The organism is Actinomadura sp. WAC 06369 (assembly GCF_003947565.1).
Taxonomy (GTDB): domain Bacteria; phylum Actinomycetota; class Actinomycetes; order Streptosporangiales; family Streptosporangiaceae; genus Spirillospora; species Spirillospora rifamycini.
Genome location: NZ_QHJN01000007.1, coordinates 1 through 24,366, shown reverse-complemented (window position 1 = coordinate 24,366; position 24,366 = coordinate 1). Strand labels below are relative to the sequence as shown.

Sequence of the window (24,366 nt, the reverse complement as noted above, 5' to 3'; positions counted from 1 at the left end):
GCGCGCGGGGGAGCGGGCCGGCCGGACCGGCGGGAGGCCCGGCCGGTCAGCGGGTCACTTGCCGACCGGGACCTCGTAGCCGGTCGCGGTCTCGGAGGCCGCGGCCTCCCGCTCGACGACCAGGCCGCCGAGGGCCTCCTTGTCCGTCCGCAGGATGTAGGTCTTGTGGGTGGCGGGCTCGGTCCACGTGGAGAAGTCCATCGGGGTGCCGTAGCCGGTGTCGTAGGACTTGCGGGCCCGGTGGGCGTTGATGACGCCGTCGCGGGTGAGGTCCTTGGCCTCGCACGCCTCCTTCAGCGCGTCCACGAAGATCACCGCGTTGGTGTAGCCGTTGACGACCGCGTTGTCGAGCGGCTGCCCCGGGTACTTCTTGCCGTACGCGTCCGCGAGCTTCTTGACCGCGGGCAGGTCGGAGCCGATCGGCGCGCCGGCGCTGGTCAGGTAGAAGCCCTTGAGCAGCGCGGGCGCGGCCTCGGTCTCCAGGAGCTGCGGGGAGAACCCGGAGTTGCTGGCGACGATCGGGGCGGCCACGCCGCGGCTGCGGACGATCCCGGCGAGCGACGCCGACTGGCGCGGGCCGGCGCTCATCAGGATCGCCTTCACGTCCGCGCTCTCCAGGGCGGACGCCTGCGCCGTCATGTCGGTCGCGGTCGCCTTGATCTTCTGCTCGACCAGCTCCAGGCCGTACTTCTCGGCCGCGGCCTTGGAGCCGTTCAGCGCGCTCTCGCCGTAGTCGCCCTCGAAGTACACGTGGCCGACCTTGTCGCCCTTCTCGACCATCCCCTCCTCCACCAGCCAGGACACGCCGTTGATCATGTCGACGTCGTAGGTGGTGCCGGTGACCTGGATGTACTTGCTGCCGAGCAGCGTCGTCGACCAGGCGTTGGGGAGGATGAACATCTTGTCGGTCTCGATGCGCTGCTTGAGCGCCGTCACCATCGGCGAGCCGATGAACTGCGGCATGCCGATGACCTCGCCCTGCAGCTCGCTGTAGGCGGAGACGGCCTTCTGCACGTCGTAGCCGTGGTCGCGGACGACCAGCTCCAGATCCCGGCCGCAGACGCCGCCGGCCTTGTTGACCTCCTCGACGTACAGCTGCTGCGCCTGCGTGAGGCTCTTGCCGAGCGGCGCGTAGACGCCGGTCAGGTCGGTCTCGACGCCGATCTTGATGACGTCGTCGGTCACCCCGGTGCCGACCTTGACGCCGTCGGCGTCGGTGCCGCCCGAGCCGCCCGTCGCCTTGCCGCTGCAGGCCGTCACGCCCAGCGGCAGGACGAGGGCCAGGGCGGCCGCCGCCGTGATGCGCACCTTACGCTTCATGCCGGTTGCTCCTCTTTCTGATCGAGTCGGTGCAGTGATCGGGCGGACCGGCGCCGGGCCGCGGCGAGACGCAGCCGCGTCCAGAGCCCGAGCAGTCCGCCGGGCAGGAACAGGACGACGGCGACGACGGCGGCGCCGTACAGGATGCGGGCGGCCTCGGCGGGGGAGACCCCCTCCGAGCCCGGCTCCGCGACCAGGGGGAGATCGTTGCCGAAGCGGGTGAGGAGCTGCGGGAGCACGGAGACGAACACCGCGCCCGCCACCGCCCCGGCCGCGGACCCGAGTCCGCCGATGACGATCATCGCGAGGTAGTCGAGGGACAGGAACATGCCGAAGTACTCGGGGACCGTCCGGCGGAACGCCAGCGCCAGCAGCGCGCCCGCCGCCCCCGCGTACATCGACGACAGGACGAACACGCCGCCGCGGTAGCGGGCCACCGGGACGCCCATGACCGCCGCCGCCACCTCGTGGTCGCGGATCGTGTTCATCGCCCGCCCCGGGCGGCCCCGCAGGATGCCCCGGGCGATCCAGACCGCCGGGATCAGCAGCGCGACCCCGAGGAACCACAGCCGCTCCAGCGCGCCCAGCGGCACGTTGAACAGGACGAACTCGGGGCTGTCGGCGAACGCGAACCCGAAGATCTCCATCGGCGGGACGTCCCGGCCGTTGAACCCGCCGGTGACGCTCTCGGCGTTGAAGAGCACGTGCTGCCCGATGAAGATCAGCGCGAGCGACGCGATGCCGAGGTAGGTGCCGCGCAGCCGCCCGGAGATCGGGCTGAACAGGCCGCCCGCGATCCCGGCGAGCAGGATCGCGCCGACGAACGCCAGCGGCGTCGGCAGCCCGAGCCCGCTGAGCCCGTGGTCGGGGTCGGAGTCCGACGCCAGGTACACGTACCCGTACGCGCCCACCGCGAGGAAGAACGCGTGCCCGAGGGACAGCTGCCCGGTGGCGCCGGTCAGCAGGTTCAGGCCGATCGCGCCGATCGCCGCGGACATCGCGAACAGGCCGGTCTGCAGCCAGAACGCGTCCACGTAGAACGGGACGGCGAGCAGGACGGCCGTTGCGGCGGCCGTCGCGAGCAGGGGGCCGCCGACACGGCGGGACGCGCGCTCAGACACGGGTCAGCTCCCTCGTGCCGAACAGCCCGGCGGGCCGGATCAGCAGGATCACGATCATGACCACGAACGGGGCGACCTCGCCGATCCCTCGGCCCAGGAACGTCAGGTCGCCCTGGTAGCCGGTGACGAGCGACTCGGTGAGGCCGATGATCAGGCCGCCCGCCAGCGCCCCGGTCGTGGAGTCCAGGCCGCCGAGGATCGCCGCCGGGAACGCCTTCATCGCCGCGAACGAGGTGCTGCGGTCCAGGCCGGGCGTCGGGAACACGGTGAGGAAGAGCGCGGCGACCGCCGCCAGCGCTCCCGCGACGGCCCACGCGCTCAGCGACACCCGGGTCAGCCGGATGCCCATCAGCGCGGCCGTCTCGCCGTCCTCCGCGGCGGCGCGCATCGCCACGCCCCACGACGTGTAGCGGAACGCCGCGAGGAACGCCGCGATCAGCAGCGCCGCGACGAGCAGCGCCGCGATGCGGGTCTGCGCGATGCTGACGCCGCCGAAGGTGACGACCTGGCTCTTCCACGGGTCGCCCATCGACAGCACCTCGGTGCCGATCTGCCGCGTCAGCTCGGTCGTCAGCACGATGTCGACGCCGATGGTGACGATGGCCAGCACCGCGTGGTTCTCGGCGCGCGCCCGCCGCAGCACCAGCACCTCGACGAGCGCGCCGATCAGCGCGGCGCCCGCGATGCCCGCGGCGAGCGCGGCCCAGAAGCCGATGTGCTCGTGCAGCTTCGCCGTGATGAAGCCGCCGACGAGCAGCAGCGAGGCGTGCGCGAAGTTCACCACCTCGGTGGCCTTGAAGATGATCACGAAGCCGAGGGCGATCAGCGCGTACACCGCCCCCATCGAGAGCCCGTTGATCACCAGCTCGATGAAGGTGCTCAAGCCTTCTCCTCTTCCGTGCCGGCCCGCGGGCCGGGCTGCGAGTCGGCCTCCGGGCCGGTCTCCGTGTGCGCGCCGCCCAGGTACGCCCGGATCACCGCGGGATCGCGCTGCACCTCGTCCGGCGGGCCGCTCGCGATGCGCTTGCCGAAGTTCAGGACGGTCACCTCGTCGGCGAGCCGCATGACCATCCCCATGTCGTGCTCCACCAGCAGGATCGAGACGCCGAGGTCGGCGCGGGCGCGGCGGATGACCTCCGCCATCCGCACCCGCTCGGCGCCGTTCATCCCGGCGACCGGCTCGTCCAGCAGCAGCAGGCGCGGCTCCAGCGCGAGGGCGCGGGCCAGTTCGAGCCGCTTCTGCACGCCGTACGACAGCCCCGCGACGGGCGCCGCGAGGTACTCCTCGACGCCCACGAACCGGGCGATGTCGCGGACCCGCGCCCGGTGCCGGGCGTCCTCGCGGCGCGCGTGCGGCAGCCGCAGCCCGGCCGCGACGAACCCCGCCCTGGTGAGCCGGTGCCGCCCCAGCATGAGGTTGTCCTCGACCGTGAGGTTCCGCGACAGCGCGATGTTCTGGAACGTCCGCGCCACGCCGAGCGCGGCGATCCTGTCCGGGCGCAGCGAGGTCAGCTCCGTCCCGCCGAACCGGACGCTGCCCTCGGTCGCCTTGTAGACGCCGGACAGGACGTTGAAGCAGGTGGACTTCCCGGCGCCGTTCGGCCCGATGACCGCGTGCACGCTGCCCGGCGCGACCGTGAAGGCGACGCCGTCCAGCGCCGTCAGCCCCGCGAACCGGACCGTGAGGCCGGTGACGGTCAGCTCGCTCATCCCGTCCACCTCTCGAGCGTCGGGGCGGAGCCGGCCGTCCGCTCGGCCTCCGCGGCGTCCGCGGCCGCGTCGTCGTCGGCGACGCCCAGGTAGCGGCGCCGCACCTCGTCGCTCGCCGCCAGTTCCGCGGACGGCCCGTGCAGCGTCACCGCGCCGACCTCGAGCACGTGCGCGGTCGACGACAGCTCCAGCGCGAGGGCGGCGTTCTGCTCGATCAGCAGGATCGCGGTGCCCTGCCGGTTGATCTCGGTGACGGTCTCCGCGATCCGCTCGGCCATCAGCGGCGCGAGGCCGAGGGTCGGCTCGTCCAGCAGCAGGACGGACGGGCGCGCCATCAGCGCGCGGCCGATCGCGAGCATCTGCTGCTCGCCGCCCGACAGCAGGCCCGCCCGCTGCCCGGCCCGCTCGGCCAGGATGGGGAACAGCTCCAGCACGCGCGCCCGGGACTTCGCCGTCCCCGACCGGTCGCGGGCGCCGAGGGCGCCGGCCCGCAGGTTCTCCTCGACCGTGAGCCGCCCGAACACCCGCCGCCCCTCCGGGACCTGCACCACCCCGGCGGCCACCACGGCCGCGGGGCGGAGCCCGGAGAGTGTGCGGCCGCCCAACCGGACGGCGCCGGACTCCACCGCGCCGCGGTGGAACGGGAGCGTGCCCGAGATCGCCCGGAGCAGCGTCGTCTTGCCCGCCCCGTTCGCGCCGAGCACGGCCGTGACCGAGCCCGCGGGTACCTCCAGCGACACCCCGCGCAGGGCCCGGACGGCCCGGCCGTAGCTCACCGACAGATCGCGGACCTCGAGGGTCCCGTTCGCCATGCGCGCCTCCTGCAAGTCGTGTGGCAGGCACCCCAGCACGGGCCCCGCGGGGGCGTCTACGGGCGCGCGGCAAGACGGGGCAGGGATCCAATCGAACGGCATTCGGGTTGTGTGCCGAGCACAGCCTCCGACGCGGGGCATTGCGTTCGTTCGGTGTGATCCATGACACTGTGTCGGCAGATGCCTGACCGGAGGTCGTTCATGCCGCTCACCAGCGCCGATGCCGCCCTGGACACCGGTGCCGCCGTCGACTCGGCGGCCGGCGCCGCGCCCGGGACCGCCGACCCGGACGCCCCGCGGGCCGACGCCGCCCGCGCGGCGCGCGTCCGGCTGCGGACGATCGCCGGCCGGATGCACGACCGCATCCCCGAGCTCGCCGACCGGCTCGTCGCCGAGGTCCTGGCCGAGGACCCGCTCTACACCGACTTCGTGCCCCGCGAGGAGTTCTGGGAGTCGGTCCGCGCCTGCCTCGAGGCGGGCCTCGTCCGGCGCGGGCCGAAGGCGCGCGGCCGCCGCCCCGACCTGTCGGAGGCCGAGCGGGTCGGGCGGCGCCGCGCCGAGCAGGGCATGCCGCTGGAGTCGCTGCTGCGCAGCTTCCGCATCGGCGGGCGCGTCGTCTGGGAGGCGCTGATCGAGGAGGTGACCGACGACGGCCCCGACGCGATGGCCGACCTGCTGCGCTACGCCAGCACCGTCTGGCACATCGTCGAGCAGCAGTCCACGGTCGCGTCCGAGGTGTACCGGCGCACCGAGTCGGAGATGCTGCGGCGCAGCGACGAGCGCGTCCAGGCCCTGCTGGACGCGCTGCTGGAGGGCCGCGGCGCCGACGGCGGGCTCGCGCAGGCCGCGTCCGCCGCCCTCGACCTGCCCGAACGCGGCCGGTACGCGGTGGTGGTGCTGCGCGCCGCCCGCCGCGACCCCGGCTTCGAGCGGCCCGACGAGCTGGACGGGCTGCGGTTCGTCTGGCGGATGCGCACCGACGGCGAGGTCGGCGTCGTCGCGCTCGGCGACCGCGAGCCGCAGGACGTCGCCGCCGCGCTGCGCGACCTCGTCCCCGGCGAGGCCGGCGTCAGCACCGTCGTCGACGGGCTCGCCGGGCTCGGCCGCGCCCGCTGGCTCGCCGAGACCGCGCTGGCCACCTGCCGGCCGGGGGAGCGGCGGGTCGTGCGGCTCGACGACCGGCTGCCCGGCGCCCTCGTCGCCGCCCAGCCCGAACTGGCCGGGCTGCTGAACGCGCAGGTCCTCGGGCCGCTCGACGCGCTCGACGCCGCCGACCGGGAGATCCTGCTGGAGACGCTGGAGACGTGGCTGGAGTGCGAGGGGTCGGCGATGCGCACCGCGGGCCGCCTCTACTGCCACCGCAACACGGTGTTCAACCGGCTGCGGCGGCTGGAGCAGCTGACGTCCCGCTCGCTGCAGCGCCCGCGCGACGTGGTGGAGCTGTCGCTCGCCCTCGACGCGGCCCGGTTCGCGGGCACCGGGCGGCCCTGACGCTCAGTAGCGGGGGCCGTGCCCGGCGGCGTCCAGCCGCGCCCAGGCGGCGTCCCACAGCGCGTCGCGGCGCCGGTCGCAGTGCCGCCGGACCAGCCCGTACGCCACCGCGGCGGGGAGCGCGGCGCCGAGGACGGCGGCGGTGCCCGCGTACACCGCGTCGGTGACCGTGCGGCTGTGCGGGCGGGGCGCCACGGTCGGCTCGCCCGCCCCGTCGACCCAGATCGCGCGCCGGTCGCCGATGTCGACGCCGCGCCAGCTCGGCAGCGTCCCGGCGCGCGGCTTGCCGTCCGGGCCCGGCCACGTCGCCTGGACGGTCTCGTGGACGAACCGGTCGCCCGACGCGGCCGTCCCGCCGGTCTTGGTGACCGTCGCGGTGACGCGCTGCCGGTCCTGCCGCTCGGCGTCCTCCGCGCGGGCCCCCGCCGTGTACGACACCGACCCCGCCCACACCGCGAGCGGCGGCGCGACGCCGAGGAAGATCAGCAGCAGGGCGAACCCGAGCAGCCGCTGCACGCGGTCGACCGGGCGGCGCAGCTCGTTGTGCTCCAGGCCGAGTCTCCTGCGCAGCGGCGTGTGCGGCCGTGCTGGAGCGGTCGCCCGCGACCGGCGGTTCGGCCCGCCCTCGCCATGGCCGTCGCCGCGACCGGAACCGGACCTGCGCATCTCTCGTCACCTCCCCGGGGAGCGCCTCCCGGCAAGGGGCCTTGCTCGTCGTTTGCCAGGATATTCCCGAGATCACTGAACGGCACGGCGCCCATGGCCGAATCGTTTCCCGGATCGGGCCCGCTATGCCGCATCCGTGACCGAAAACGGCGGGCGCGTCCGGGGATCAGCGCCCCGCCGGGTCGGCCTCCAGTTCGCGCGGGGCGGGCGGGGCCGCGCCGTCCCGCCGGTTCCCGGCGGCGAGCGCCAGCAGCGCGCCGACCGCGCACAGCACCGCCGTGATCAGGAAGATCTCCCGGTACTCGGTGCGGAGCGCCTCCTCCACCGCGGCCAGGTAGACGTCCATCGCCCGGTCGAACTCCGCGTCCGACATCGTGAACGGCAGCGGCGGCCGCAGCTCGGCCGTCAGCGCGTGGAACCGGTGGAAGCCCCACGCCGACAGCGCCGCGATGCCGAGCAGCATCCCCATCATCCGCGCGACGACCACGGCCGCCGACGCCACGCCGTGCCGGGCCGCCGGGACGAACCGCAGCACCGCCGACGACACCGGCGCGATCACCAGGCCGAGGCCGAGCCCGGTGATCACCAGGTCGACGTCCATCCGCGGCAGCGGCCCGTACGACGCGTTCGCCAGGTCGGCGGGCCACGCCGCGATCAGCAGGTACCCGCCGGCCGCGACCGCCATCCCGGCCGCCATCGGCCACCGCTCGCTGAACCGGCGCGCCGCCGCGCCCCCGGCCACGGCCGCGATCGGCAGCGCGACGAGGAACCGCGTCAGCAGCAGGGCGCCCTCGACGTCGTCCTTGTCCAGGACGGTCTGCGCCACCAGCACGACGTCCACCAGCGTGACCATCAGCGCCGCGCCCGACAGCAGGCTCACGCCCAGCGTCGCGAGCAGCGGCCCCCGCCGCACCCCCGACAGGTCGAACAGCCGCGTGCGCGTCCGGACCTCCCACAGGACGAACGCGGCGAGCGCGACGGCCCCGGCGATCAGCAGCGGCGCGCCCCACGGCGGCAGCGCCGACTCCTGCGGTTCGGGGTTGTAGACGCCGCCGACCAGCAGCGCGAGGCCCGCCGCGAGCAGCAGCCCGCCCACCGCGTCCACGCCCGGCCGCGGTCCCGCCGGCCGCCCGCCCGGGACCGCGACGTGCACCGCGGCCATCGCCAGCGCCGTCAGCGGCAGGTTGATCCAGAAGATCGCCCGCCAGTCGTCCAGCAGCGCGACGACGCCGATGCCGTACAGCGGGCCGAGGACGCTGCCGAGCTCCTGCGCGGCGCCCACCGCGCCGAGCACCACCGGCCGCTGCCGCTCCGCCCACAGGTCGCCGGCCAGCGCCATCGTCACCGGCAGCAGCGCCCCGCCCGCGACGCCCTGCACCACCCGGCCCGCCGTCAGCACCGGGACGTCCTGCGCCAGGGCCGTGACCACCGAGCCCGCCGCGAAGAACAGCAGGCACGCCTGCAGCAGCGGCCGCCGCCCGAACCGGTCCGACAGCTGGCCGAGCAGCGGCATCGCCGCGACGTACCCGAGCAGGAACCCCGTCAGGATCGGGGTGACGCGCTCCAGCCGGTTGACCGGCAGCCCCAGGTCGTCGACGATCGTGACCAGGACGGTCGTGACGACGTAGGCGTCGAGCGCGGCGAGCAGCACGACCGCCCCGCCCGCGCCGATCGCGACGCGGCGCCGCGCGCCCGCCGCGCCGGGCCCCGCTCCGGCCGCCCCGTCCGTCACCGGGGCGCGCTGATCTTGTAGGCGGCGTCGAACTCGGTGAACTCGATGACCACCGCGCCCTTCCCCTCGGGGAACGCGCCGCGCACCTTGACCAGCCGCCCGTCGTCCTTGTTCACCCACACCTGCCCGCGCAGGTCCGCGTCGATCCCCGGGATCAGGCCGCCGATCCGGTCCTGCGGCAGCGTCGCCGCCACCCGGTACGCCTCCTTGCCGCCGACCTCCTCGACGGCCTCCGCCTCCGGCGCCTCCAGCGACGACAGCAGGCTCGCGATGCCGCGCTCCGGGTCCAGGACGGCCGACGGGTCGTACATCGTCGCCGCGAGCGCCTTCGGGGCCCGCCGCCAGCCGCCCGTCCCGGCGTCCAGGTAGATGCTGTCGCCGACCGCGACGACCTTCATCTCGACGGCGTGCCCGGACTGCTCGACCGTCAGCGTGCCCTCGGCGTCCCCGTTGCGGAGCAGCTTCAGGTCGCCGCCCTTCACCATGATCGGCGTCTCGTCCTGCGTCGACACGGTGAACGCGACGCTCTTCAGGTCCCCCATGGCCTGCGCCGCCCGCCGGATCACCTGCGCGCCGTCGAAGTCGGCCCGCTCCGTCCCGCCCGACCCGCCGTCCCCGTCGCAGGCGCCGACGGCGCCGAGCAGGAGGAGGAAGGAGACGAGGGCGAGGATGCGTCTGGACATGGACGGGACCCTACCGACGGGTACCGCCGTGCGTCACTCGCTCTGAGGTATGACATCGCCGCGGGGAAATCGCGGTGGCCGCCGTCATCGGGCCGCCGCTAAGATGACTCGCGGCACGCCCCCCGCCGTCATGGGGGAGGCCGAGGGGCGGTAGCTCAGCCGGTCAGAGCAGGAGACTCATAATCTCTGGGTCGCGGGTTCGAGTCCCGCCCGCCCTACCCGTCGGGGGCCGCGTCCCCCGTGTTCGATGATCCTCCGGTGCCCGTTCGGCGTGCGTCGGCGCCCCTCGCATGACCTGGTGTTTCGCCGGGTTCGCGGCATAACGTCGGACCCGCGTCGTACCGTGGGCGCGTCCACGGCCGGCCGAGGGGGCATCGTGAAGCTGCTGACCGCCACGAACTCGACCCAGGGATTCCGCGACAACGACTTCGACTGGTGCGTCGAGGGCGAACTCGTCCACATCGGCGTGGTGTGCGCCCGCGACTCCGGCGACCCGGACGGCGGCTGCGGCTGCGGCCGCTCGTTCGCGGGCCTGAACTCCCATCGAGCCACCACGACCGCGATGGTCCGGGACGTCCCCGGCTTCACCGGGGCCGACTACGTGGAGGCGCTCCGGTCGAGCCTGGAGCAGCAGGGCTGCGACGCCTCGCACGCCGAGCACGAGGCGGCGCTGCTGCGCTGCCTCGTGCGCGACTGGCCGGTCGGCGCGATCGTCGAGCGCCGCCTCGACGAGATCGTCGTCCGCCAGGTCGTCCGGTAGGCCGCGCGGGCCCCGGGGTCAGACGGCGGCGGCGACGCGCTTGTCCGCGGCGGTCGGGCCGAACGACCGCAGCACGACCGGCGCCCCCGCGGCCTCCTCGACGGCCTCCTCCGGACGGCCGAGCGGCGCGTACACCGGTCGCGCCGCGAGCAGCCGGCGGGTGAGGTCCTCCTGCAGGTCGAGGCGTCCCGCCGGGTTGGGCGCGAGCCGCCGCACCGTCGCGTCGCCGATCCGGTAGGCGCGGCAGACGCGCAGGTCGGGACGCGCCCCCGCGACGTCCAGATGCGTGACCGCCACGCCGTCCATCCCGCCGGTGACCTCCCGCGCGTACCGCAGCGCGACCGCGTCGAGGTGGCCCGCGCGGAACGGGCCCTGCCACGGGCCCGTCCCGTTGTGCGGCTCGGGCAGCCCGCGGGTGAGCGCCGCGTCCTCGGTGACGAACGGGCCCGGCCCGTGCCGGGTCGCGTACGCCCGCACGACCCCGAGGCGCGCGGCGCCGCCGCCCGCCTCCCGCAGCAGCGCCTCCGCGTTGCCGAACGTGGTCGTCGACCACGTCGTGTACGGGTGGAAGCCGTGCCACTCGTCCAGCAGCACGCCCTGCGCGCCCTCGAACACGACCGGCCCCCCGGCGAGGAGCGTCCGCATGTGGCCGCCGCCGACGACGCGGACCCGCTCGCCGAACGCGGTGAACGCGGCGACGCAGTCGTCCACGTCCGGGACGTCCTCGGCGGCCCCGGGGAACGCGTCCCGGTACCGGTCGCGGACCGCGGCGAGCCGCCGCCGCAGCCGCGCGGGCGACCGGCAGTCGCCCGCGCGCGGCGCGTCCTCGTGCGCGAGCGCGTACGCGGCCGTCTCCCCGACCCCCATCCCGCACGACCCGTGCCGGTCCGCGCCGCGCGCCCGTTCCCGCGCCCGTCCCGCCGCCCGGTGGTACGGCGTCGTCAGCAGCGCGTCGCCGTCCACGGTGAGCCGGTCGAGCGCGTCGCCGACGCCGATCCGCCGCAGGTGGTCCGCCTCGGCGGCGAGGGCGAGCGGGTCGACGAGCACGAACCGCGACAGGTGCGTCCGGACCCCGGGCGTGAAGGTCCCGGACCCGAACTGCGCGAACGTGTGGTGCCGCCCGTCCACCGCGACGACGTTGTGCGCCGCCTGCGCGCCGCCGTTGAACCGGACGACCGCGTGCACGGGCGACGCCGCGCACAGGTGGTCGACGACCGTGCCCTTCCCGGCGTCCCCGTACCCGAGATCGACGACGATCACGTTCTCCGCACCGAACACCGCTCCGCGCTCCTCTCCGCCGGACGGACGATCAGAGCCGCGTCGTCCGGGACGCGGCGGGACGGTCGAGGCCGGGCGGGGCCGGCGAGGTGGCCGCGGGGACGCGGCCGTCCAGGCGGGCGAGGGCGCGCGACACCGACGCGCCGGCGGTCGAGCCCGCCTCGGCGAGGTGGCCGAGGCCCTCGGCGAGGTCGATGGCGTCCTCGCCGAGCCCGACGGTGAGGGCGATCGTCTCGCAGACGGCGCCCGGGTCGTCCAGGTAGAGGACGTTCTGGCCGAGCAGGTCGCGCCAGAAGTCGCGGAGCTCCGGCTTCCCGGAGTGGTAGCCGCCCTCGGGGATGATGAAGTAGACGTCCCACTTGCGCTGGAGGTCGCGGACGAGGTCGGCGATCGGGACGTCGGCGGGCGGGTCCGTGCCGATGATCTTCGCGACCTCGCGGCGCTTGACCTTCGGGTAGGCCAGCTCGTCGCCGATCATGAACAGGTAGCCGCGCTTCCCGCGCTTGTCGAAGCAGTCGGCGGCGGTGTGCCGGGCCATGAAGTGCATCGCGAGCTCGTAGGACTCGCGCATCTGGCCGCCGCCCCCGCCCTCGATGAGGATCTTGGCGAGGTCGTCGTCCATCCGGTTGTCGGCCTCGAACTGGCCGATCTGCAGCGGGGCGCGGTCGCAGGTCGCGTCGCCGACGGCGCCGAACAGGATGTGCGGGTCGGTGGCGTAGCCCTTGCGCAGCAGCAGGCCGAGCAGGTCGGGCAGCTTGGTCTGCAGGGTGCGGGGGACGGTGCCCATCGAGCCGGTGACGTCGAACAGGACGGCGATGGCCAGCGACTCCGGGTGGTCGTCGGAGTCGCGGCTCTCCCGCACGGTGACGCCGCGCGGGTCGAGGTCGGGGTGGACGGTGGTGGCGCCGCCGTCGCTGTAGGCGAAGGCGCTGATCCCGTTGGCCGCCTGGTAGCTCTGGCGGGCGGCGTAGACGTCGGTGGACCAGTGTCCGCTTCCCATGGGTTCTCCTCGGGTCGTGCGGGTCGGATGGGTCGGTCGGGTCAGGGGGCCGGCGGCATGCGGAAGGGCCGGAAGCGGCGCGGGCCGTAGAGCCGTTCGAGCAGCTCGTCGAACTCCGCCAGCAGCCGCCAGGCGTCGGACGGGCGGCGGTGCGGCGCCGGGAGCGTGCAGCCCCGCGCGAACGCGCGCATCGCCGGGGGCGTCCGCGGGCCCATGAGCCGGGTCATGCAGCGGGCGGCCATGAACAGGTCGGTGCCGGGCGTCGCGGGCCCGCGGGCCGGCACCTCGGGCGGGTAGAGGTCCGCGTGCCGGTCGACCATCGCGGGGACGTGCTCGCCGGTGTCGGCGACCGCGTGGCACCAGCCGACGAGCACCAGCCCGTGCAGCTCCGGATGGATCATGACGTGCTCGGGCAGGACCGCGCCGTGCAGGACGCCCGCGCGGTGCACGAAACCGAGCGCGACCAGCAGGCGCCGCCACATCCAGGCGGCGTCGCGCGGGTCGACGCCGTCCGGGTGCGCGCGCCGGACGGCCGCGAGGTCGTGGAAGCCGTCGAGCCGGCGCAGGACGTCGACCCGGCGCTGCGCGCCCGTCGCGGCGTCCCGGTGCCGGAACGTCTCCACGAGGTGCGGGACGTACGCGCGGTGCCGGCTCTCGCCGAACGTCGCGAGCCGCCGCAGCGCGGCCGCCTCCCGCTCGATCAGGTCGCCGTCGCGGGGGTCGCGCGGCATCTTGAGCAGGACCCGCTCGCCGCCCGCGTGCGCCGGGTACAGCTGGGCGACGTCCCCGTCGACCGGGTCGCCGTCGACGCGGTAGTCGTGCCGCCCGCCCGCGATCGTCACGGTGCCGGCGCCGCGGTAGGCGCGCCACAGCGCGTTCAGCCGGGTGAAGGCGTCGTGGGTGCGGCCGCCGGTCATGTCCGGGTGGACGGTGCGGGCCAGCCGGCGGTAGCGGCGGGCGGCCTCGACGGCGTCGTCGCCGAACAGGTCGGCGGGCGTGCGCGCCGCGTCGAGCGTGGTCAGGGCGTCGTGCAGGGGGGTCATCTGATCAGCTCCTCCCGGCCGGGGCGCAGCAGCGCGGGGTGCAGCAGCCGGGCGTCCCCGGCCCGGTAGAGGCGGGGGCGCGGGCCGCCGCGCCGCCCGGCCGTCCGGTCGGAGGTCGCGCCGGTGCTCTCCACGAACCCGGGCACCGACAGGACCTTGCGGTGGAAGTTCCCGGCGTGCAGTTCCTCGCCCCAGACCGCCTCGTAGACGGCGCGCAGCTCGGGGATGGTGAACTCGTCGCCGCAGAAGGCCGTGGCGAGCGGCGTGTACTCGAGCTTGCCGCGCGCCCGCTCCAGGCCGTCCGACAGGATCCGCGCGTGGTCGAACGCCAGCCTGCGGGTGGTGCCGGGCCGCTGGCCGCCGGACGCGGTGAGGCCGAGCGCGGCCACGTCCGTCCACTCGGCGGCGGCCGCGTCGCCGCCCGCGCGCGGGTCGGGCAGCTCGGGGGCGAAGGCGAGGTAGGCGACGGACACGATCCGCATGCGCGGGTCGCGGCCGGGGCTCCCGTAGGTGCCGAGCTGCTCCAGGTGCAGGCGGCCCAGTTCGGCGTCGCCCGCCTCGAGGCCGGTCTCCTCGGCGAGCTCGCGGACGGCCGCGTCCGGCAGGTCCTCGCCCTGGTGGTGCCCGCCCGCCCGGACGAACCCGCCCGGCAGGGCCGACATGCCCGCGTACGGGGCCTCGCCGCGCCGGACGAGCAGGACGTGCAGGGCCCCGTCGCGGATCGTCAGCGCGACGACGTCCACCGTCACGGCGACGGGGTCGTAGGCGCGCGGGTCGTAGTTCGCGAGGAAGTCGCGCTCGTCGTTCCGCGGGTCCGGGCTCATCCGTGCTCCGATGTCGTTCTCAATCTGAGTCAATCTCTGATTGAGAACAACATAACCCGGACGGCTCCCCCTGTCCACCCCGGTTCCCGGCGATGAGATCGTGGAAGGACGAACCGGACGTACGAACCGGACGTACGAGCCGGATGAAGGAGGTGCGCTGTGCTGGTCGCGTTCTCGGTGACCCCGCTCGGCACGGGGGAGGAGGTCGGGGAACTCGTCGCGGAGGCGGTGCGGGTGGTGCGCGAGAGCGGGCTGCCCAACCGCACCGACGCGATGTTCACCACGATCGAGGGCGAGTGGGACGAGGTGATGGCCGTGGTCAAGGCCGCCACCGACGCCGTCGCCGCCCGCGCGCCGCGGGTGAGCCTCGTCGTGAAGGCCGACGTGCGGCCGGGCGTGACCGGCGCCCTCGACGCCAAGGTCGAGAGCGTCGAGCGTCACCTCAGCCGGACAGCCACTCCCTGATCTCCTCGTCGGTGCGGGGGAGGACGCACCACAGCGCCTCCTCCATCGACCCGCACAGCGGGACGTCCCGGTCCAGCCCGAGGATCCGGAACACCTTCGCCGCGTAGGGGCGCAGCCCGACCAGCGCGAGCGCGGCGCCCTCCGCCTCGCACACGCGGGCGCACCGGAACACCGTCCGCATGCCCTCGGCGTCGAAGAACGTCACGCCGGAGACGTCCAGCACCAGCGGGCGCGCGGTCAGCGGGCGCAGCCGGGAGCGGACGTGCGGGCACGACGCCCGGTCCATCTCGCCGCTCAGCAGCACGGTGGTGTGCCGCTCGCCCTCCACGACGACCATGTCGACGGCGCCTGGCTCCATGCTCCCCCCTCGCGGTCGCCGGTCACCCGAAGAGCATCGCGCGCTCACCGACGGTTTCCAAGCGGTTCCGCGGAGCGGCGTGCCGGGCGGCGGCCGCCGCGTGCGGGGACGCGCGCCTGGCGGCGCGTTCAGGGGCGCGCCGCGGCGCCGTCCAGGACGGCGGCGACGGCCCGCTCGGCGAAGCCGTCGCCGACCGGGAGGCCGCGGAACGCCACCCGGACCCAGACGGCGCCGGCGAGCAGGTCCATGAGCAGCATCGGGTCGGCGTCCGGCGCCAGCTCGCCGCGCGCGGCGGCGCGGTCGAACACGGGGCGCTCGCGCGCGAGGCGGTCGGCGAAGAACGTCCGGGCGTGCGCGGCCAGTTCGGGGTTGCGGGCGGCGGCGCCGAGCGCGGCGAGCGCGATGCCGGCGGCGGGCGGCTCGGTGAGCAGGCCGACGAGGGACCGGACCAGCGCCTCCAGGTCGCCCCGCAGGGAGCCGGTGTCGGGGACGCTTAGGTCGAGTTCGGCGCCCTCGGTGAGCGCGGCGGCGACGAGCGCCGCCTTGGACGGCCACCAGCGGTAGATCGTCGTCTTGTTGACGCCGCACCGCTCGGCGACGCCTTCGATGGTCAGCCCGTCGAACCCGCGGGCGGCGAGCAGGTCGAGGGCCGCGGTGAAGACGTCCTGGGCGCGGCGGGGTCCGGAAGCCATGCCCCGAAGCGTATTGCAACGCAACGTTGCGTTGCAATACGCTCCCGGCATGGAGACGGAGAACCTGCCCGTGGTGCTGCTGCACGGGATCCGGGTCAGCGGCACGATGTGGGGCCCGCTCGCGGAGCGGCTGCGCGAGCGGCACCGGGTCGTCGCGCCCGACCTGCCCGGACACGGCCGGCGGCGCGGGGAGCGGTTCACGATGGACGGCGCCGTGGACGCCGTCGCGGAGGCGGTCGACGGGCTCGGCGGCCGGGCCCTCGTCGCGGGCCTGTCGCTCGGCGGCTTCGTCGGCATCGCCGCCGCCGCACGCCACCCCGGGCGGGTCGCCGGGCTCGTGGCGATGGGCTGCACGACCCGCCCGGAGGGGTTCGGCCGCGCGGTCTACCGCACCGCCGGCCGGCTCGCCGGGCGGTGGCCCGCGTACGCCGACGCGGCGGGCGCCCTGGCGTTCCGCAGGGCGCTGCCCGGTCCGGCGGCCGGCGCGGTGCTCGCGGGCGGGCTGTCCAGCGCGGCGTTTCCGCAGGCCGTCGAGGCCGTGTGCGCGTTCGACCCGGTCGCCGCGCTCGCCGCCTATCCCGGGCCCGTCTGGCTCGCCAACGGCACCCGCGACCCGTTCCGCTCGCACGAGCGGGCGTTCCTGCGCGCCTGCCGCGACGGGCGGCTCGTCCTGTGGCCGGGCCGCGGCCACCTCGGCGCCCTGCACGACCCGGCGCTCCCCGCGCGCCTCGTCCTGGACGCGGCCGCCCTCGCCCGGGACGCCCGCGCCCGGGACGCGGACGTCAGGGCGTGATCACGCAGGGGCCGCCGCCGCAGACGTCCACGACCCGGCCGGTTTCGAGGAAGACCGCCTTCTGCCGGCGGGCGTCGGCGTCGTTCCGCGGGTCCGAGTGCGGATCGCTGCCCTCCTCCGGCGGCGTGTTCGAGGTGGGCGGCGCGGGCGTGCCGCTGTCCCAGACGACCATGGCGGAGCCGTCGTGCGACGCGCCGAACGTCGGGATGCCCCAGTAGGGCGCGTCGTCCGGGCTGCGGCCGGGCCGCAGCGCCGGGGCGTGGACGCGCGCGCCGATCGTCCGCGCCTGGACGTCCGACGCGACGTTCGCCACCTGGTGGTCGCCGAACGCCACGTGCATCAGCACCCGGTGCGCGGGCGTGCCCGGGAGCGGGTCGTCCGTCATGTGCTGCGCGTACCCGTTCGCCTCGCCGCGGTCCCACAGCATCTGGATCAGCGCCAGCCCGATCTGCTGGTCCAGCTTGTCGGGGTAGAACAGGTCGAACACGCGGGCGTACTGCGGGAAGTCGGAACTGCGGTTCAGCATGGTGCTGTAGTTCATCGCCGGGACGCCGAGGACGGCGCGGCGCAGGTCGGGGGACACGGCGGTGAGGGCGCCGCCCATGATCCCGCCCTGGCTGTTGCCGTCGTAGGCGAGCGGCGCGCCCCGGTCGATGAGGGACGCGCCCGAGCCGTCCCGGAACGCGGCGTGGCCGGGGAAGCCGCGGGTCATGGCGCGGCCCAGGAAGACGAAGTTCAGCATGCCCTGCTGGAGCCGGTCGGCGACCGTCCGGAAGCGGGTGACGTCGGTGAGCGCCGAGACCACGTTGGGGACGTCCTCGTCGGCCATCCCGATCCACTTCGTCGCGCAGAAGACGAACCCGTGCTCGTCCGCCATCGCCTTGACGTTGCCCGCGCCGACCTCGCCGTGCGACCCGAGCAGCCCGTGCCCGTACAGGGCGGGGCGGGCGGGCTCCTCGAACGCCGACCGGGGGATCTCGCACCGGAACGGGACGGCCTGGTCGTTGCCCGGCAGCCGGGCCGGAAGCCCGTCGGACCCCAGGCGGAACTTCGAGCCGGGCAGCCCGCCGTACTGGTCCAGGTAGCTCGGCGCCCACACGACGCCCTCGACCTCCCGCGCGATCCGCTCGTCCACGTCCTCGCGCACCCGCGTCACCAGGAAGGACGGCGACCGGTCGCCGAGGCGCCCGAGCGCGTCGTCGCGGATGTGCAGCATCCGCCCGGTGAGGCTCTGCCGGCTCGCGACGGTGAAGTCCCACGCGAGGTACAGCCCGTCGCGGCCGACGCCGTGCGCGGCGAGGTCGTCCAGGACGGGCCGCAGCGACCGCTGGCGCTCGTCCAGGGGATGGCCGCCCGGCAGGTCGGGCCCGAGGAGCGTGCGGAACGCCGGGTTCGGCGCGATCGGGGCGCCCGAGGCGTCCCGCAGGTTCCGCAGCGCCACGACGTAGCGGTGGCCCTCCAGGAAGTTGCGCGCCGGACGGACGATCAGGGCGCGGCGGTCCTCGGGGGCGTTCGCGTCCGTCTCCGCCCAGTACGGCCACCGCTCGCCGGTGCCGGTGTCGATGACGACGATGGGCGCGTCCGGGGCCAGCGACGCGCCGATGCCGGTGACCGGGGCCGCGCCGCTGCGGGCGAGGTCGACGCCGGGCACGCGGCTCAGCAGCATCGAGCCGGGGGAGAAGCCGTCCGCCCGGTTCCACTCCTCCGGCGAGACGGGCGCGCCGAGCGCGTTGCGGAGCGTCGTCCGGAAGTCCACGCGGCGGCCGGTCGGGGTGCCCGGGTCGGGCACCGTGTACCAGTCGTTGGGGAACGGCAGCAGGCACGCGGCCGGGTCGATGGGGTCGCATCCGTCGTCCGCCCGCGCGGCGGCGGGCGGCGCGGCCAGGGCGGCGAGCCCGGCGACCGCCAGGACGAGCGCGCTCAGCGCGGCGAGCAGGGCGCGGGGGAGACGCACCGTCCACCTCCGGATGATCGACGGCAGTGCCGAGATCATGAACGTGCCGCGCGGGCCCGGTCAATGCGCGTCCGGATGCGGCCACGCGGAGGCGGGTCAGCGGCGGTGCCGGCCCCCGGGATGCGGCGGCTCCTCCCGCTCCCCGTCCGCCGGCGGGTCCGGCGACGTCCGCCGCGGGTCGCGCGGGCGCGGCGCGTCCGGGCGGCGCATCGAGTACCGGCCCGTCGGGTACGGGCTCTCCGGCGCCGGGACCGGGGGCCGCGGCGGCGGCGGCGCGGACAGCGGCTGCCCCACCGGCGGCCCGACCGGCGGCGGCCCGTCCAGGGGCTCGACGCCGGGCGGCAGCCCGGCGGGCCGGCCGGGCGGGCCGGGCGGGGGCGCGTCGAGGACGGGGCGGTCCGCCGGAGGCGCGTCCAGCAGCAGCTTCAGCTCGCTCTTCCGGCGCCCGTACACCAGGTACAGCAGGAGCCCGACGAGCATCCAGACGGCGAAGTACACCCACGTCCGCACGTTGAGGTTCAGCATCAGCCAGCCGATGGCGGCCATCGTCACCGCCGCCGTCAGGTGCGCGGCGGGCACCCGGAACGGGCGGTGCAGGTCGGGGCGTGCGCGGCGCAGCGTCGGGACGGCCGCGGCGACGAACAGGAACGCGAACAGCGTGCCGAGCACCACGAGCTGCTCGAGGGTGAGGACGTCCACGGTCTGCGACATGACGATCGCCGCGCCGCCCGCGAGCAGCGTCGCGCGGGACGGCACCCGGTACCGGCTCATCCCGGCCAGCGGGCGCGGCAGCAGCCCGTCCCGCGACATCGAGAAGATCACCCGGGTGAGGCTGATCAGCAGCACCAGGGTGACGGTGGTGAGCGCCAGCACCGCGCCGACGTCGACGATCCGCGCCATCGCGCCCGACCCGGCGGCGTCGAACGCGGCGGCGAGCAGCAGCCCGCCGCGGTCGAGCCGGGCGAGGCCGTCCATCCCGACCATGGCGACGAACGCGACGGCCACCGCCGCGTACAGCACGACGGCGGACACGAGCGCGGTGATGATGCCGCGCGGCACCTTGCGGGGCGCGTCGTCGGTCTCCTCCGAGGCGGTCGCGATGAGGTCGAACCCGATGTAGGCGAACGCGATGGCGGGCGCGGCGGCGAGGACGCCCCAGACGCCGAAGACGTGCGGCGTCCCGCCGCCGAGCGCGCCGAGCAGCGCGTCCAGGACCGTCCGGCCGTCCTCGGGGGCGGGCTGCGCGGGCGGGACGAGCGGCGTGAGGTTGCCGGGCTCGAAGTACGTCAGCGCGACGACGATCACCAGGCCGATCACGACGACCTTGGCCATCACCATGAACCAGAGCGTGCGCAGGCCGAGCCTGCTGCCGGTGGCGAGCATCAGCACGAGCAGCAGCAGGATCCCGAACGCGAAGAGGTCGGGCCCCTTCTCCTGGCCGATCAGGTCGCCGAGCCAGGACGGGACGGCGACGCCGAAGTCGTGCAGCGCCTGCGTCGCGTACAGGGACCAGACGCGGGCGAGCACCGACGCGGCGAGCAGCAGCTCCATCAGCAGCGCCCACCCGACGACCCAGGCCCACACCTCGCCGAACGCGACGTAGCTGAAGGAGTACGCGCTCCCCGCGACCGGGATGATCGACGACAGTTCGGCGTAGGCGAGCGCGGCCAGCAGGCACACGAATCCGGCGATGAGGAACGACACCAGTACGGCGGGGCCGGCCGTGCCCGCCGCCTGTTCTCCGGCGATCTTGAAAATGCCGGAACCGATCATCACCCCGAGGCCGAGCACCACGAGATCGCGGGTCCGGTAGACCACGCGGAGGCGGTGCCGGCCGCCGTACAGCCGGCCGGTCGCCTGCTCGACGGGCAGGCGCCGGAACATGTTCGTGCGCATGCGGATGTCCCAGGTCATAGGCGGTCCCCCCCGGCACCCGACCCCACGGCGCCGGTCGCGGTGGCCTCGATGAAGTCCCTAAGAATTCACCAGGTATGGCCGAAAACGCAACGTTTTCCCGAAGGTCGATGCCCAGTCGCTGTTGTCGAATCCTGCCAAACTCGGGACCCGTTGGCGCGGCGCAGCGGCGCGCTCACCCAGGGCGAACACCGATTCGGGTTCAATGGGAGCGCTCCAGCATGCGCCATTCGCAATATGTGCGGAGGAAAGCGAATACGGGCGGGGACCGGCCGGTGTCGGCCGTCCGGCCGCGGGGCGGCGCGGACGGTGGCGCGCCGCGAAGATCGGTGACACCGTGGAGGCGCCGCGATCTTCAGGAGGTCTGGTGTTCCGCTCCCCGTCGCATCCGCCTTCGTCCGAGCCGCCTTCGTCCGACCCGCCTGGGTCCGACCCGTCGGCGCCGCGCCCGGCCGGTGCCCGCCCGTCCGGTGGACGGACCGGGCCGCGCGGGCGCCGGTTCCGCCGGACGGCCCCGGCCGCGGCGGTCGCCGCCGCCGCGGCCCTCGCCGCGTCGGCCGCCCTGACCGCCCCGGCGTCCGCCCGCCCGTCCCGGCCCCCGGCGGCGCCGGACAAGCGGCCGGTCGCGACCGGGCACGGCGGCGCGGTGTCCACGGTCGACCCGTACGCGAGCCGCACGGCGCTGGACGTCCTGAAGCACGGCGGCACCGCCATGGACGCGGCCGTCGCCGCCGCGGCGACCCTCGGCGTCACCGAGCCGTACGTCGCGGCGATCGGCGGCGGCGGGTTCATCACCTACTACGACGCCCGCAGCGGGCGCGTCCACTCCATCGACGGCCGGGAGACCGCGCCGGGGGCGATGCGCGAGGACGCGTTCATCGACCCGGAGACCGGCGAGCCGCTGCCGTTCGCCGAGGCCGTCACCAGCGGGCTCGGCGTCGGCGTCCCCGGCACGGTCGCGCAGTGGGAGCTGGCGCTCGACCGGTTCGGCAAGCGGAAGCTGCGCGACCTGCTGCGGCCCGCGATCGAGGTCGCCGAGCGGGGCTTCGTCGTCGACCGGGAGTTCCACGACCAGACGGCCGTGAACGAGGAGCGCTTCCGCGACATCGCCCCCACCCGCGAGCTGTTCCTGCCGGACGGGAAGGTCCCCGAGGTCGGCTCGGTCTTCCGCAACCCCGACCTCGCCGGCACCTACCGGGCGCTCGCCCGGCACGGCGGCGACTGGCTGTACGAGGGCCGCCTCGGCCGGGAGATCGTGCGGACGGTCGCCGACCCGCCCGTCGCGCCCGGTGCCGACCGCACCGTCCGCCCCGGGCTGATGCGGCCCGCCGACCTGGACGCCTACCGCGCGAAGCTCCGCAAGCCGACGCACGTGTCGTACCGCGGCCTCGACGTGTACGGGATGCCGCCGCCGTCGTCGGGCGGGTCCACGGTCGGCGAGGCGCTGAACATCCTCGAGGAGTTCGACCTCGACGCGGACCGCCCGGTCGACGCGCTGCACCTCTACCTGGAGGCGTCCAAGCTCGCCTACGCCGACCGCGGCCGCTACCTGGGCGACGCCGACCGGGTCGACGTCCCGCTCCGCGGGCTGCTGTCGCAGGGCTTCGCCCGCGAGCGCGCGTGCCTGATCAAGCCGGACGAGGCCGCCGCCGCGCCCGTCCCGCCCGGTTCGCCGGACGGACGGTACGGGGCGTGCGAGCCCGCGCGCGGCGCGCCCGGCGCCCTCACCCGCGAGGGCCCGCAGACCACGCACCTCGTCGTCTCCGACCGGTGGGGCAACGTCGCGTCCTACACGCTGTCGATCGAGCAGTTCGGCGGCAGCGCGATCACCGTCCCCGGCCGCGGCTTCCTGCTGAACAACCAGCTCACCGACTTCTCGTTCGCGCCGCCCGCCCCCGGCGCGGCGCCCGACCCGAACCTGCCCGGCCCGCACAAGCGGCCGCGCAGCAGCATGGCCCCGACGATCGTGCTGGAGGACGGCCGGCCGCGGCTCGCGCTCGGCTCCCCGGGCGGCTCCACGATCATCACGACGGTGCTGCAGATCCTCGTCAACCGCGTCGACCTCGGCATGGACCTGCCCGCGGCGCTGAACGCGCCGCGCGCCACGCAGCGCAACACGCCGGCGGTCCACGCGGAGCAGGGGTTCATCGACCGGTACGGCGACGCGCTCCGCGCCCGCGGGCACGGGCTCGAGCTGTTCGCCGGGCCGCCGCGGGGCGTGATCGGCGCCGCGAACGCGCTGGAGATCCTGCGGCCGGGGCTGGTCCAGGCGGTCGCCGAGCCCGAGCGGCGGGGTGGCGGCAGCGCCCTGGTCGTCAGACCGGCCCGATAGCGTGGGGTCCGCGAACGCGTGCCCGGTCCGCGAGGGGGAAGGAGTCGTCCCATGGCGCAGTCTTACGTTCAGGTGACGACCACCACCGACTCGCGGGCCGAGGCGGCCGAGCTGGCCAAGTCGGCGGTCGCCGAGCGGTTCGCGGCGTGCGCCCAGCTCGTCGGGCCGATCGCCAGCACCTACTGGTGGGAGGGCGAGATCGAGTCGGCGGAGGAGTGGATGGTGCTGTTCAAGACCACCGCCGACCGGTTCGACGAACTGGCCACCCTGATCACCGACGTGCACTCCTACGACACCCCCGAGATCATCGCGACGCCGGTGGTGGCCGGAAGCCTGGACTACCTCGCCTGGATCGCCGAGCAGACCGAGGCCGACGAGGCCGACGCCGAGGCGGACGAGGTCTGACCGGGCGGCCCCGCCGTGTGTGACCCGCGCCATGCCCGGGTAAGTTTTCGGTTACGCGGGCCGCGCGGTTTCCGGCGCGCGGGAAGGGGGGCCGCCGTGCACGACGGGACACACGGGCCGAAGGCCGACGACGGGCTGTTCGGGCCGGGCTCGATCACGTGGCGGGTGATGGGCGAACCGGTGCTGATCGTCGGCGGGATCCGGGCGCTGCTGCTGCAGTCGCTGCATCCGCGCACGATGTGGGGCACCGCCCAGAACTCCGAGCTGATGAAGGCCGACGCCGCCTGGGGGCGGCTGGCCCGCACGGTCGAGTTCGTCCGCGTCCGCACCTACGGCTCGGCGGACGACGTCGAGCGGGTCGGCCGCCGGGTCCGCAAGCTGCACTCCAAGCTGACCGGCGTCGACATGCGGACGGGCGAGCCGTTCCCGATCGACGACCCGGAGAACCTGCTCTGGGTGCACATGGGCGAGGTCGACTCCTACCTCGACGTCGCCCGCCGCGCGGGCGTGCCGCTGAGCGACCGGGACGCCGACCGGTTCGTCGACGAGCAGCGCCGGGCCGCGGCCGTCGTCGGCCTCGACCCCGCGGACGTCCCCGCGTCGGTCGCGGACATGGCGGACTACTACGCCGACATGCGCGGCCGCATCTGGGCGTGCGACGAGGCCCGCCTGGGCCTGCGGCGGATGTTCAGCCCGGCCGTCCCGCGCAACCTGCTGCCGCTGAAGCTCGCCGCGCCCGCCGTCGGGACGCTGACGGTGTCGACGCTGCCGCGCTGGGCCCGCCGGATGTACGGGCTGCCCGGGCTGCCGACGTCCGACCTGGCGGCCACGCTCGCGCTGAAGAGCCTGTACCGGACGACGCGCGCGGTGCCCGAGCGGTACCGGTACTCGCCGGACGCGCGGCGCGCGCTGCGCCTCACCCGGGAGCGCGAGACCGAGGCGGGCACCTGGACGATCGCGTCCTGACCGCCCGCGCGCGGACGGGCGGGCGGTCAGGACGCGATCGTCCAGGT

Annotated in this window: 23 protein-coding genes and 1 tRNA gene; 8 read left to right on the top strand and 16 right to left on the bottom strand. The window is 75.2% G+C overall.

Features of this window, described 5'->3' with window-relative positions:
* Positions 1–54: 54 nt before the first annotated feature.
* From DMH08_RS03110 to DMH08_RS03090, 5 genes are read right to left on the bottom strand one after another with little or no spacing between them, the layout of a single operon-like run.
* On the bottom strand, positions 55–1,320 hold the full coding sequence (locus DMH08_RS03110; protein ID WP_125611570.1) for an ABC transporter substrate-binding protein: 1,266 nt from the start codon (positions 1,318–1,320) through the stop codon (positions 55–57).
* Complete coding sequence (locus tag DMH08_RS03105) at positions 1,317–2,441, bottom strand: branched-chain amino acid ABC transporter permease (RefSeq protein WP_026405631.1); 1,125 nt, start codon at positions 2,439–2,441, stop codon at positions 1,317–1,319. The genes DMH08_RS03110 and DMH08_RS03105 overlap by 4 nt, the downstream gene beginning before the upstream one ends.
* Entirely contained in the window at positions 2,434–3,324 is an 891-nt protein-coding gene (locus tag DMH08_RS03100) for a branched-chain amino acid ABC transporter permease (RefSeq protein WP_026405632.1), read from the bottom strand. The genes DMH08_RS03105 and DMH08_RS03100 overlap by 8 nt, the downstream gene beginning before the upstream one ends.
* Positions 3,321–4,151, bottom strand: a complete 831-nt coding sequence (locus DMH08_RS03095) for an ABC transporter ATP-binding protein (RefSeq protein WP_125611568.1) — start codon at positions 4,149–4,151, stop codon at positions 3,321–3,323. The genes DMH08_RS03100 and DMH08_RS03095 overlap by 4 nt, the downstream gene beginning before the upstream one ends.
* Positions 4,148–4,963 carry an ABC transporter ATP-binding protein gene (locus DMH08_RS03090; protein WP_026405633.1) on the bottom strand — a complete coding sequence of 272 codons (816 nt, stop codon included), beginning with the start codon at positions 4,961–4,963 and terminating at the stop codon, positions 4,148–4,150. Before DMH08_RS03090 ends, DMH08_RS03095 begins: the two co-directional genes overlap by 4 nt.
* Positions 4,964–5,143: 180 nt before the next feature.
* On the opposite strand from DMH08_RS03090, the gene DMH08_RS03085 reads away from it, so the two are divergent.
* On the top strand, positions 5,144–6,454 hold the full coding sequence (locus DMH08_RS03085; RefSeq protein WP_233617368.1) for a PucR family transcriptional regulator: 1,311 nt from the start codon (positions 5,144–5,146) through the stop codon (positions 6,452–6,454).
* A 3-nt stretch (positions 6,455–6,457) separates the two neighbouring features.
* Here DMH08_RS03085 and DMH08_RS03080 read toward each other — a convergent pair whose 3' ends face one another.
* From DMH08_RS03080 to DMH08_RS03070, 3 genes are all read right to left on the bottom strand, one after another.
* Complete coding sequence (locus tag DMH08_RS03080) at positions 6,458–7,120, bottom strand: Rv1733c family protein (protein ID WP_125611566.1); 663 nt, start codon at positions 7,118–7,120, stop codon at positions 6,458–6,460.
* 166 nt (positions 7,121–7,286) lie between these two features.
* Positions 7,287–8,852, bottom strand: coding sequence for an MFS transporter (locus DMH08_RS03075; protein WP_125611564.1), 1,566 nt, complete (start codon positions 8,850–8,852; stop codon positions 7,287–7,289).
* Positions 8,849–9,535, bottom strand: coding sequence for an LppX_LprAFG lipoprotein (locus DMH08_RS03070; protein WP_026405635.1), 687 nt, complete (start codon positions 9,533–9,535; stop codon positions 8,849–8,851). The genes DMH08_RS03075 and DMH08_RS03070 overlap by 4 nt, the downstream gene beginning before the upstream one ends.
* A 144-nt stretch (positions 9,536–9,679) precedes the next feature.
* On the opposite strand from DMH08_RS03070, the gene DMH08_RS03065 reads away from it, so the two are divergent.
* Together DMH08_RS03065 and DMH08_RS03060 are read left to right on the top strand one after the other, a co-directional pair.
* Positions 9,680–9,753: transfer RNA gene (locus tag DMH08_RS03065), tRNA-Ile, on the top strand.
* A gap of 158 nt (positions 9,754–9,911) precedes the next feature.
* The gene (locus tag DMH08_RS03060; RefSeq protein WP_199747588.1) at positions 9,912–10,295 is read left to right on the top strand and encodes a DUF7715 family protein; all 384 of its coding nucleotides are present in this window, start codon (positions 9,912–9,914) and stop codon (positions 10,293–10,295) included.
* 18 nt (positions 10,296–10,313) lie between these two features.
* Here the strand turns inward: DMH08_RS03060 and DMH08_RS03055 are convergent, their stop codons facing one another.
* Genes DMH08_RS03055 through DMH08_RS03040 form a run of 4 tightly spaced genes read right to left on the bottom strand, consistent with a single transcriptional unit; the run spans position 10,314 to position 14,440 of the window.
* Positions 10,314–11,573: an adenylosuccinate synthetase gene (locus DMH08_RS03055; protein ID WP_199747587.1), complete on the bottom strand. Its 1,260-nt coding sequence runs from the start codon at positions 11,571–11,573 to the stop codon at positions 10,314–10,316.
* A 31-nt stretch (positions 11,574–11,604) separates the two neighbouring features.
* Entirely contained in the window at positions 11,605–12,573 is a 969-nt protein-coding gene (locus DMH08_RS03050; protein ID WP_026405638.1) for a hypothetical protein, read from the bottom strand.
* A 41-nt stretch (positions 12,574–12,614) separates the two neighbouring features.
* Complete coding sequence (locus tag DMH08_RS03045) at positions 12,615–13,616, bottom strand: serine/threonine-protein kinase (protein WP_125611562.1); 1,002 nt, start codon at positions 13,614–13,616, stop codon at positions 12,615–12,617.
* Positions 13,613–14,440, bottom strand: coding sequence for an NUDIX hydrolase (locus DMH08_RS03040; protein ID WP_026405639.1), 828 nt, complete (start codon positions 14,438–14,440; stop codon positions 13,613–13,615). The genes DMH08_RS03045 and DMH08_RS03040 overlap by 4 nt, the downstream gene beginning before the upstream one ends.
* Positions 14,441–14,599: 159 nt before the next feature.
* Here DMH08_RS03040 and DMH08_RS03035 point away from each other — a divergent pair, with 159 nt between their 5' ends.
* Positions 14,600–14,905 (top strand): MTH1187 family thiamine-binding protein, encoded by a 306-nt coding sequence (locus tag DMH08_RS03035; RefSeq protein WP_026405640.1) that lies wholly within the window; start codon positions 14,600–14,602, stop codon positions 14,903–14,905.
* On the opposite strand, the gene DMH08_RS03030 is transcribed toward DMH08_RS03035, so the two are convergent.
* Positions 14,883–15,263 carry an STAS domain-containing protein gene (locus DMH08_RS03030; RefSeq protein WP_125611560.1) on the bottom strand — a complete coding sequence of 127 codons (381 nt, stop codon included), beginning with the start codon at positions 15,261–15,263 and terminating at the stop codon, positions 14,883–14,885. The genes DMH08_RS03035 and DMH08_RS03030 overlap by 23 nt on opposite strands.
* Positions 15,264–15,391: 128 nt before the next feature.
* Positions 15,392–15,955, bottom strand: coding sequence for a TetR/AcrR family transcriptional regulator (locus tag DMH08_RS03025; RefSeq protein ID WP_125611558.1), 564 nt, complete (start codon positions 15,953–15,955; stop codon positions 15,392–15,394).
* Positions 15,956–16,004: 49 nt separating this feature from the next.
* Here DMH08_RS03025 and DMH08_RS03020 point away from each other — a divergent pair, with 49 nt between their 5' ends.
* On the top strand, positions 16,005–16,748 hold the full coding sequence (locus DMH08_RS03020) for an alpha/beta fold hydrolase (RefSeq protein WP_125611556.1): 744 nt from the start codon (positions 16,005–16,007) through the stop codon (positions 16,746–16,748).
* Here DMH08_RS03020 and DMH08_RS03015 read toward each other — a convergent pair.
* Together DMH08_RS03015 and DMH08_RS03010 are read right to left on the bottom strand one after the other, a co-directional pair.
* Positions 16,738–18,702 (bottom strand): hypothetical protein, encoded by a 1,965-nt coding sequence (locus DMH08_RS03015; RefSeq protein ID WP_233617367.1) that lies wholly within the window; start codon positions 18,700–18,702, stop codon positions 16,738–16,740. The two genes, DMH08_RS03020 and DMH08_RS03015, sit on opposite strands and share 11 nt — an antisense overlap.
* 96 nt (positions 18,703–18,798) lie before the next feature.
* Complete coding sequence (locus tag DMH08_RS03010; protein WP_267898523.1) at positions 18,799–20,616, bottom strand: APC family permease; 1,818 nt, start codon at positions 20,614–20,616, stop codon at positions 18,799–18,801.
* Between the two features lie 367 nt (positions 20,617–20,983).
* On the opposite strand from DMH08_RS03010, the gene ggt reads away from it, so the two are divergent.
* The 3 genes from ggt to DMH08_RS02995 all read left to right on the top strand — a co-directional run bounded on the left by ggt (position 20,984) and on the right by DMH08_RS02995 (position 24,319).
* On the top strand, positions 20,984–22,948 hold the full coding sequence (gene ggt / locus DMH08_RS03005; RefSeq protein WP_325052904.1) for a gamma-glutamyltransferase: 1,965 nt from the start codon (positions 20,984–20,986) through the stop codon (positions 22,946–22,948).
* Positions 22,949–22,999: 51 nt separating this feature from the next.
* Positions 23,000–23,353, top strand: a complete 354-nt coding sequence (cutA, locus tag DMH08_RS03000) for a divalent-cation tolerance protein CutA (protein WP_026405644.1) — start codon at positions 23,000–23,002, stop codon at positions 23,351–23,353.
* Between the two features lie 96 nt (positions 23,354–23,449).
* Positions 23,450–24,319 (top strand): oxygenase MpaB family protein, encoded by an 870-nt coding sequence (locus DMH08_RS02995; protein ID WP_233617366.1) that lies wholly within the window; start codon positions 23,450–23,452, stop codon positions 24,317–24,319.
* The last annotated feature ends 47 nt before the right edge of the window (positions 24,320–24,366 follow it).